The sequence below is a fragment of the Rhizobacter sp. genome (genome assembly GCF_031412075.1).
Taxonomy (GTDB): domain Bacteria; phylum Pseudomonadota; class Gammaproteobacteria; order Burkholderiales; family Burkholderiaceae_C; genus Rhizobacter.
Window position 1 is genome coordinate 1 of sequence record NZ_JANOCG010000306.1, and the last position, 8,364, is coordinate 8,364.

Annotated in this window: 9 protein-coding genes and 1 pseudogene; all 10 read right to left on the reverse strand. The window is 68.6% G+C overall.

Going from position 1 to position 8,364, the window contains the following annotated elements; translation table 11 throughout:
• Positions 1 to 112: 112 nt before the first annotated feature.
• Positions 113 to 958 carry an S-methyl-5'-thioinosine phosphorylase gene (locus tag RMO40_RS11195; protein ID WP_309720698.1) on the reverse strand — a complete coding sequence of 282 codons (846 nt, stop codon included), beginning with the start codon at positions 956 to 958 and terminating at the stop codon, positions 113 to 115.
• Between the two features lie 4 nt (positions 959 to 962).
• On the reverse strand, positions 963 to 1,922 hold the full coding sequence (locus RMO40_RS11200; RefSeq protein WP_309720703.1) for a hypothetical protein: 960 nt from the start codon (positions 1,920 to 1,922) through the stop codon (positions 963 to 965).
• Complete coding sequence (locus RMO40_RS11205; protein WP_309720707.1) at positions 1,922 to 2,755, reverse strand: ATP-binding cassette domain-containing protein; 834 nt, start codon at positions 2,753 to 2,755, stop codon at positions 1,922 to 1,924. The genes RMO40_RS11200 and RMO40_RS11205 overlap by 1 nt, the downstream gene beginning before the upstream one ends.
• Positions 2,752 to 3,639 (reverse strand): phosphonate ABC transporter, permease protein PhnE, encoded by an 888-nt coding sequence (phnE, locus tag RMO40_RS11210; RefSeq protein WP_309720710.1) that lies wholly within the window; start codon positions 3,637 to 3,639, stop codon positions 2,752 to 2,754. The genes RMO40_RS11205 and phnE overlap by 4 nt, the downstream gene beginning before the upstream one ends.
• A 127-nt stretch (positions 3,640 to 3,766) precedes the next feature.
• A complete protein-coding gene (locus RMO40_RS11215) occupies positions 3,767 to 4,633 on the reverse strand; it encodes a phosphate/phosphite/phosphonate ABC transporter substrate-binding protein (protein WP_309720713.1) in 867 nt (288 codons plus the stop codon).
• Positions 4,630 to 5,769 carry an FAD-dependent oxidoreductase gene (locus RMO40_RS11220; RefSeq protein WP_309720716.1) on the reverse strand — a complete coding sequence of 380 codons (1,140 nt, stop codon included), beginning with the start codon at positions 5,767 to 5,769 and terminating at the stop codon, positions 4,630 to 4,632. Before RMO40_RS11220 ends, RMO40_RS11215 begins: the two co-directional genes overlap by 4 nt.
• A complete protein-coding gene (locus tag RMO40_RS11225) occupies positions 5,766 to 6,368 on the reverse strand; it encodes a TIGR04282 family arsenosugar biosynthesis glycosyltransferase (protein ID WP_309720719.1) in 603 nt (200 codons plus the stop codon). The genes RMO40_RS11220 and RMO40_RS11225 overlap by 4 nt, the downstream gene beginning before the upstream one ends.
• Positions 6,365 to 7,045: a TIGR04283 family arsenosugar biosynthesis glycosyltransferase gene (locus tag RMO40_RS11230; protein WP_309720722.1), complete on the reverse strand. Its 681-nt coding sequence runs from the start codon at positions 7,043 to 7,045 to the stop codon at positions 6,365 to 6,367. Before RMO40_RS11230 ends, RMO40_RS11225 begins: the two co-directional genes overlap by 4 nt.
• On the reverse strand, positions 7,042 to 7,857 hold the full coding sequence (locus RMO40_RS11235; protein ID WP_309720725.1) for a DUF547 domain-containing protein: 816 nt from the start codon (positions 7,855 to 7,857) through the stop codon (positions 7,042 to 7,044). The genes RMO40_RS11230 and RMO40_RS11235 overlap by 4 nt, the downstream gene beginning before the upstream one ends.
• Positions 7,854 to 8,364: pseudogene (locus RMO40_RS11240) on the reverse strand (pyridine nucleotide-disulfide oxidoreductase); the annotation flags it as partial. The pseudogene RMO40_RS11240 and the gene RMO40_RS11235, both read right to left, overlap by 4 nt.

An 8,364-nucleotide genomic window follows, 5' to 3' on the forward strand; every position in this document is an offset into this window, starting at 1 on the left:
CGACAGGCTCAGGGCGAACGGAGTGCTTGTTCAACGTGTTCACACCAGCTTCCGTTCGGGCTGAGCCTGTCGAAGCCGGCGCCCTGCTGTGCCCTCGAACAGGGGCACCTGTTCAGCGCATCAACACATCAAGCCACGCCCGCTGCTCTAGCGTCAGCGCGTCGAGCGGCGTCATCATGGCCGTCGACAAGGCCGTGCGGATCTCAGGCTCGGGTGTGACAGGTGGCTGCGACAACAGCTGGTTCAGCACGCGCCTCGCCGTGCCCAGGCTCTTGCCATACAGCTCGAAGATCGCCGACACGCTGACGTGGCGCGTGGGGTCGTCCATCCAGCAGTCGTAGTCGGTGACGATGCCGACCGTGGCGTAGGCCATCTGCGCTTCGCGTGCCAGAAAGGCCTCGGGCACGTTGGTCATGCCGACCAGGTGACAGCCGGCCTGGCGCAAGAAGTGGCTCTCGGCGCGGGTGCCCAGGCGCGGTCCTTCCACACACGCGTAGGTGAGGCCGCGGTGCAGCGTGATGCCGAGCGTTTGTGCGGCGCTGCTCGCTGCGTCGACCAGCGCCGCGCTCACCGGGTGGGCGGCGGAGATGTGCGCTGCCACGCCGCCGCCGAAGAAGCTGCGCTCGCGTGAGCCGCGAGTCCAGTCGAAATACTGCTCGGGCATCGCCAGGTCACCCGGCGCCACGTGTTCTGCGAGGCTGCCCACAGCCGAGAAGCCGAGCACCAGGGTCGCGCCGGCCTGCTTGAGGGCAAACAGGTTGGCGCGGTAGTTCACCTCGTGGGGCAGCAGCTTGTGGCCGGCGCCGTGGCGCGCCAGAAAGAGGATCGGCTGGCCGTTGATGCGGCCACGCTGCACCGTGCCCGAAGGCGTGCCGAAGGGCGTGTCGCCGCTGATGCGCTCTTCTATCTCCATGCCGGCCAGGTCGTACAGGCCGGTGCCGCCAATGATTGCGAGCATGTGATCAGTCCTCCGATGTGATCAAGGCGTCGGCCGGCTCGAAGGCCGGCCCGTCAGCGATGCGGCTCCAGTACGACGCGTGTGCGTCGCTGCCTTCAGGCCACTGCTGCAGGAATTGTGCGCGCCACAGCGCTTGGTCGGGCTCGATGGCGATGGCCTCCATGTGGACGCCGTGGCGTTGCAGGCCGAAGCGCCGCTCGGGGCCATCAAACGGCCGCAGCGCGATGCGGGTGAGCAGGCCCGCCGCATCGCCGCGAAAGTTGGGCATGCCGGTCGCGCCGTTGTTGAGCACCACCGGGGCGACGCCGCGTGTAGCCATCGGCAGCGTGTGGAACACCGGCAGGCAGGTGTGGCTGCTGGCGAACACATCGACCTGCCCGGCCTCGAACCAGCGGCGCGCGGTGTCACGGTGGGCGCCCCCCTGCAAGTGCTCCTGCGCAAAGCCCCAGCCGGCGAGGGACTCGGCGTCGCCGTGCACGATGGCGATGCGGCAGTCGCCGACGTCGACACGCCGGTGCATGGGCAGTTCGGCGAGGCGTTGCGTCAGCCCAGGGAAGCGCGCGGCGGTGGCGCGCAGGCTGCGCATGATGTTGTTGGAGCGTTGCACCACGCCCTCGCCGACCCAGTCGGGGTAGGCGCAGCCACAGCCGTTGTCACCCTCGGCCGGGTCGCTCAACTCGGTTTCCACGTTGCCACGCAAAGCGTCGAAGGCCAGCACCCGTTCGTTCAGGCGCTTGAAGATCGCCGGGTCGGTGTTGAACCAGTTGAAGTCACCGTTGAAGACCAGTCGCTTGGGGCCTCGCTCGCGCTCGAACAGCGCCAGCAGCACGTCGAGCGCCGGCTCGTTGCCGTACAGGCCGCCGACCACGTACAGCACTTCGCATTGCAGCTCGGCCGGCCGCGCGAAGCTGCTGGGGGCGTAACGGTAGTGCAGTGGGCAGATGCGGCCGGCGTCGGTGTCCATCAGATTTCTCTCCAGGTCGCCAGGCGTTGCAGTGTGTGAATCTCGCGGGTTTTTTCGGCGGGGGCTATCGGCGCGGCGCGGGGGGCTTCGTTGCCATACAGCGCGTCGAACGCAGTCGCATCCAGCGACGCGAGGGGCTGGTCGAAAACCAGCTTTCCGTCTCGCAGGCCGATCACACGGTCGGCGAGCAAGGGCAGCAGGTCGACGTGATGCACCACGGTGATGAGCGTGGCCTGGGCCGCGCTGTCGCGCAGCAGGCGGCACACCTCGCGTGCCGAAGCCGGGTCGAGGCTGGCGGTGGGTTCATCGGCCAGCACCAGGCGGGGCCGCTGCATCAGCATGCGGGCAATGGCCACACGCTGGCGCTCGCCGCCCGACAAGCGGTCGGCGCGCTGCGCTGCCAAGGCGCGCAGGCCCACGGCATCGAGCGCACGCAGCGCTTCGGCCACATCCTCTTGCGCATGCAAGCGCGCCCAGCTGCGCCAGCCACTCAAGCGGCCGAGCGCGCCGATGAGCACGTTGTCGAGCGCACTGAGCCGCTGCACCATGTGCAGGCCCTGCAGCACCTGCGCCACCTGTGCGCGCAAGTGCTGCAGATCGTCGCGCGTGATGCCGGGCCCCAGCGCCTGGCCCAGCACCTGCACCTGGCCCGCCACGGGCGCCACGAAACCGGTGAGGCAGCGCAGCAGGGTCGACTTGCCGGCCCCGTTGGGGCCGACGATGGCCACACGTTCACCGGGGCGCAGCGAGAGCTGGGCGATGTCGAGCGTGATGCGGCCATCGGCGGCCTGGCAGCGCAAGCCCTTGATGGCAATGGCCTCGGCCGCGTTCACAGCAGCGCCTGCCGGATGCGCCGGCTCATGGTGTCGAACACCGTCACCAAAGCGATCACCACGATCAGGATGGTGGCCAGGCGCCCCCACTGGAAGAGCGAGGTCGCCTCCGAGATCAACAAGCCCAGGCCCCCCGCGCCGATGAGGCCGAGGATGGTGGAGTCGCGGATGTTGTATTCCCAGATGTAGAGGTGGTTGGACACGAACTGCGGCAACACCGAGGGCCACACCGCGTTGAAGAACACCTGCACCGGGCCCGCGCCGGTGGCGCGCACGGCGTCGACCGCCGCCATGTCGAGCGCTTCGATCGACTCGGCGTAAAGCTTGCCGTAGGTGCCCATCGAATGCAGCGCAATCGCGAGGATGCCCGCCATCGGCCCCAGGCCCACGATGCCCACCAGCACCAGGCCGAACACGAGCGTGTGGATGGCGCGGGTCACGTTGAGCACAGCGCGCGCTGCGGCAGCGAGCCAGCGCGGCGCGGCCAGGTTGTGCGCCGACAGCAGGCCGAGTGGCAGCGCGAGCAAGGCGCCCAGCAGCGAGCCGAGGGTGGCGATCTGCACCGTGGTCCAGGTGGCGGAAGCGAGTGCTTTCAGGAAGTTGAGTTCGACGAGTTGGCGGTTTTCAACCCGCAACAGGGTGCCATCGTCGCTGCGGTATTCCAGTTGTGTGGGGCCGAACCACAGGTCGACAAAACTCGGCCGCGAAAACTCGCCGACCGACTTGAGCAGGTTGCTCCACGGGTTGCGCCCGAACGACAACTCGCCCGCCGCCCACAGGCTGCCCGCACACAGCGCCACCAGCGCTGCGTAGAGCAGCACCAGCATGAAAAAGCGCAGCCGCCCCGAGAGGGGTTGGCTTGGCCTGAGCAACAACACGTTCACAACATTCACCTTGCTGGCTCACATTCCGTTCGGGCTGAGCCTGTCGAAGCCAGCGCCGTGCACTGCGCACCCTTCGACAGGCTCAGGGCGAACGGAGAAACACGCTCAACCCGAACGGAGCCGTGCATCACTGCGCCGAAAGTTTGCCTGTCGCCAGGCCCGCGTCACGGATCGGTTTGTAGAAGCTGTTGTCGGTGGTGACGAAGCCGGTGTAGTGCGCGGGCAGCAGGTTGGGCTGCTGCTTGAGTTGGGCGCCCACGCCGGCCAGCGCCGCTTGCAGGCGCGACACCAGGGCCTTGTCCTTGAACAGAGCTTCACTCACCGCAAACGCGTCGTTGGGCAAGGGAGGCGACTGCCAGATGATCTTGGAGCGCTCGGCCTTGATCAGGCCCTGCTCGATCATCGCGTTGCGGTTGCGGTTGTAGTCGGCGCCGGCGTCAAGCTGGCCCGCGGCCACCTGGGTTTCGATGGCCTGGTGCTTGGTGTAGAGCACCTTGGAAAAATAGGTCTCGGGGTCGATGCCCTGCGTCATGAAGTAGTGCAGCGGGATCAGGTAACCCGAGGTCGAGCCCTTGTCGCCGAAGGCAAAGGTCTTGCCCTTCAAGTCGGCCACCGTCTTGATGCCCGAATCGGGGTGCGTGATCATCAGCGCGAAGTACTCGGGCTTGCCGTCGTACAGGATGGTCGACACCACCTGTGCACGTGCGGCGTGGTGGGCGAGCACGTAGCCCCAGGGGCCCATCAGCGCGAGGTCGGTTTCGCCGTTGGCGAGCGACTTGGCGAGGCCCTCCCAGCTGTCGACGGTGCGCAGCTCGACCTTGCGGCCGAGCTGCGCCTCCAGGTACTGCGCGAGCGGCCGGTAGGTGGCGTCGTTGCGCTCGCGGTCGGGTTGGAACAGGCCCACGCCGAGCTTGAGCGGCGTGGGTTGTGCCGATGCGGTGATGGCGGCAAAGCTCAGTGCGAGCAGGGTCAGCAGGCGGGCAAACAGCTTCATGCGGTGTCTCCGGGCAAGGGGTTGGAGGTGGGTGTGGTTTGGAGTGGTTTGGCGAGAGCAAAACGCTGCAAGAAGGCGCGGTCGATGTGGTCTTTCCAGCGCCACACCCAGCGCCCCTGCGCCGACCAGCGCCCCCACGACGCGATGGCGCGGCCATCGGCGGTGGACAGCAGCGCAAGGAAACGGCGTTGTGGCGAATAGGCACGGGGCGCGCTCGCCTGGAGTGCGGCACGCAGGTTGTGCGACAGCACCGGCCCCATGCGCACGGCAAACACACCGGCCTTGGGCAGCGGCGTGGCCCACTCGGCACAGTCACCCACGGCGTAGACGTGAGGGTGCGACACGCAGCGCAGGTGCTCGTCGACGCGGATGAAGCCGCGCTCGCTCAGCGCGAGGCCGCAGTCGCGCTGCCAGGCATGGGCTTGCGCGCCTGTGGCCCACAACAGCAGGTCGCAGCCAGCTGCCTCGCTGTCGGTGCAGGTGCTGTTGAGTTGCACGGTGACACCGGCCGCCGTGAGCGCGGCGTTCGCCGCTCGCGCGGCGCCGGGTGCGATGTCGGGCAGCAGCGAGTCGCCGCGCGAGATCAATCGGCCTTGCACGGTGCGGCCGGGTTGCAGGCTGCGAAAGCGCGTCAAGGTGGCGAGCAGCGATTCGACCCCCGCAGCGCCACCGCCGATGGCGCTGACCCTGAGCGGCTGGTCACTTGCGCCGAGTGCCGGGTCGCTGAGCACCGCCTCCCACGCCAGCCTCAGCTCGCCGAGCGGGCGCATCGACAACACCCGCGTGCCACTCACCGGCGCGGGCGGTGTGAGCGTGGAGCCCACGTTGAGCGACAGCAGGTCGTAATCGAGCACCGCGCCGCTGCGCAGGCTGGCGCGGCGGCGGTTCGGGTCGAGGCTCGCAAGTTCGTCGGTGAGCAACTGCGCGCCGGCGGCCGAAGCCAGGGCCTCGAAGTTGATGCAGATCTGGTCGAAACGGTAGTGGCCCGCCAGCCAGCCGGGCACCATGCCTGAATACGGCGCGAGCGCGCTCGGCGACACCACGGTCAGCTCGCAGCCGGGCACCGGCGCAGCAAGCCAGTCGCGCAAGACCTGCGCATGTGCATGGCCGGCGCCGATCAACAGCAGGCGCTTCATGGCAGCCACCCGGGTGGCAGGTGCTGCAGGTCGGCGGGCTCGTCGATGTCGGCCACCGGTGGCAGCTCGGTGTGGCGCAGGCCGGCCGCAGCGAGGCGCTCGCGGGTCTGCGCCATCACACGGTCGGTGCTCCAGACCATGTCGTTGAACAAGGTGGGCGCGGGGCGGCGCAGGCCGATCAGGGCGTAGCCACCATCGAGCGCGGGGATGAACACCGCGTCGGCATCGCTCAGTGCGTGCGCGGCGCGTTGCAGCATCGGCGCGTCGATCGCCGGTGCGTCGGTGCCGATCATCAGCGCCGAGCCGTGCTGCGCGAGATGGCGCTCGAACGCACGCGCCATGCGCGCGCCGAGGTCACCTTCGCCCTGCTCCGACAACACGATGCCGTGCGTGCCGGCGAGGCGTTGAAACGCCGGGTGCCGTGTGTCAGGTGCGCAGCACAAGTCCACCGGCCCGTGGCGTGCGGCTTGTGCGACGGCCGCATCGAGCAAGGTCGCCGCGAGCGCCGCCGCGCCCTCGGCCCCGAGCGCCGGAATGAGCCGCGTCTTGGCGAAGCCGGCCACCGGCGCCTTGGCCATGACGATCACGCAAGGGTTCACCGGTAGGCCCTCGCCAGCTCGTCGGGTGCGGCGCCGCGCCAGTAGCGCCAGCGCAGCCGCCACATCAGCACGATGGTGGGCCAGGCGCCACGGCTGTCCCAGCGGCGCCCGGAGGTCACCACGCGTGCGCGCAGGCAGGCCGGCCGGCAAAGCGCGCGCAGGCGGCGCGAGAGTTCGATGTCTTCCATCAGCGGCTGGTCGGCAAAACCGCCGAGGCGCTCGAAAACATCTCGCCGCACGAACATGGCCTGGTCGCCGGTGGCAATGCCGCTCAGGCGCGAGCGCAGGTTCATCAACGAGGCGACCACGGGCAGCCAACGCGAGCGGCCGTCGATGTGCACATCGAAGCGGCCCCACACCGCGCCGTGGGCCATGGATGCGGCGATGTGTTCGTCGGCAGCGGGTGGCAAACGGGTGTCGGCGTGCAGGAACAGCAGCACCTCGCCGGTCGCGACCGCCGCCCCGGCATTCATCTGCCGTGCCCGGCCGCGCGGGCCGTCGAGCACCTGGTCGGCCCGCTCGCGGCTCAGCCGCACGGTGTGGTCGTGGCTGCCGCCGTCGACCACGATCAGCTGGTGCCCGGCCGCACGCAGCGGAGCCAGTGCATCGAGCGTCGCGGCAATGCCCTCGGCCTCGTTGAGCACCGGCACGATGATGGACAGGCGCGACATGCTCATGACTTCACGTCGTTGAGCGCCCAGTCGTAGGCGAGGTGCGACACGGCCACCCGCTGGCTGCGGATGCGTTCGCGGTCGCCCGGTGCATCGGCCAACTCGTTCGGGAAGCTCGCACAAAACGCCGGCACCGAGCCGATGCCACGGTGCCCCAGGCGAAAGTCTTCGCCGTACCAGTCGAAGATCTTCGACAGCTCCAGCTTTTGCGCACCCACGTTCCAGCGGTTGCGGCTGCGGTCTGACATGAAACGACGCGCCTGCACGTCGAGTTGCGCGTCGAGGCGCTCGGCCACGTAAGCCTCTTCCCGCAGTGAGGGGCAGCCAATGGAAGCGCAGTTGACGGCAAAGTGAATCCGCGGGTCGTCGTAGCGCCCACGCACGCGCAGCATCTGGTGCTCGATGCCGTCGAGCGACACCGTCTCGCCCAGCAGCGGCACGAACTTCTGCTGCCACGGGCTCTGCAAGAAACCGCCCAGCTCCTTGATCGACGCGAGCTTCGGGTAACGCGTGAGCACCAGCTCGACCGTGAACGCGTTGTAGGCGTTGATCAGAAAGGCCATCTGCCGCGGCTTGGGCCACCCAGCAAACTCAGGCGCGCTCACCGCCGACAGGCTGGTGAGGTAGGCCTTCAGCGACGCACGGTCGCTGGCCATGCCGGCATAACGCAGCTGCGACGCGCGAGCGCCATCCACCAGGCGCACATGTTTTTTCAGCAAGGCCGACCACGCCGCGTGGCCGTGGTCGAAGCCTTCGGCCCATGCCGGCAGCGCGAGCGCCGACGCCGCCAGCAGCACGGTCCGGCGCGCGAGATTCACCGCCGCTCCCACGCATGAAAACGCGCGACCCAGGCCAGCAGGCCCTGCGGCGCATGGGCGCGCTTCCATTCACCGGCCACGTACTTGTTGGCCTCGGCCAGCGTCGGGTAGGTGTGGATGGTGCCGAGGATCTTGTTCAGCCCCAGGCCGTGTTTCATCGCCAGCACGTATTCGGCCAGCAGGTCGCCGGCGTGTTCGCCGACGATGGTCACGCCGAGGATCTTGTCCTTGCCCGGCACGGTGAGCACCTTGATGAAGCCGGCGGTGGCGCCGTCGGCAATCGCGCGGTCGAGCTCCTTCAATTCGAAGCGCGTCACCTCAACGGCCACGCCTTGCTCCTTGGCCTCGGCCTCCGACAAACCGACCCGCGCGACCTCGGGGTCGGTGAAGGTGGCCCAGGGGATCACCGAGTAGTCGGCCTTGAACTTCTTGAAGCGGCCGAACAGCGCGTTGACCGCCGCATACCAGGCCTGGTGCGCGGCCACGTGGGTCAGCTGGAACGGCCCC

Excerpts from the sequence above, each read along its gene's own strand:
- RMO40_RS11195 (WP_309720698.1), bottom strand. The coding sequence starts at position 958 with ATGCTCGCAATCATTGGCGGCACCGGCCTGTACGACCTGGCCGGCATG.
- RMO40_RS11200 (WP_309720703.1), bottom strand. The coding sequence starts at position 1,922 with ATGGACACCGACGCCGGCCGCATCTGCCCACTGCACTACCGTTACGCC.
- RMO40_RS11215 (WP_309720713.1), bottom strand. The coding sequence starts at position 4,633 with ATGAAGCTGTTTGCCCGCCTGCTGACCCTGCTCGCACTGAGCTTTGCC.
- RMO40_RS11220 (WP_309720716.1), bottom strand. The coding sequence starts at position 5,769 with ATGAAGCGCCTGCTGTTGATCGGCGCCGGCCATGCACATGCGCAGGTC.
- RMO40_RS11230 (WP_309720722.1), bottom strand. The coding sequence starts at position 7,045 with ATGAGCATGTCGCGCCTGTCCATCATCGTGCCGGTGCTCAACGAGGCC.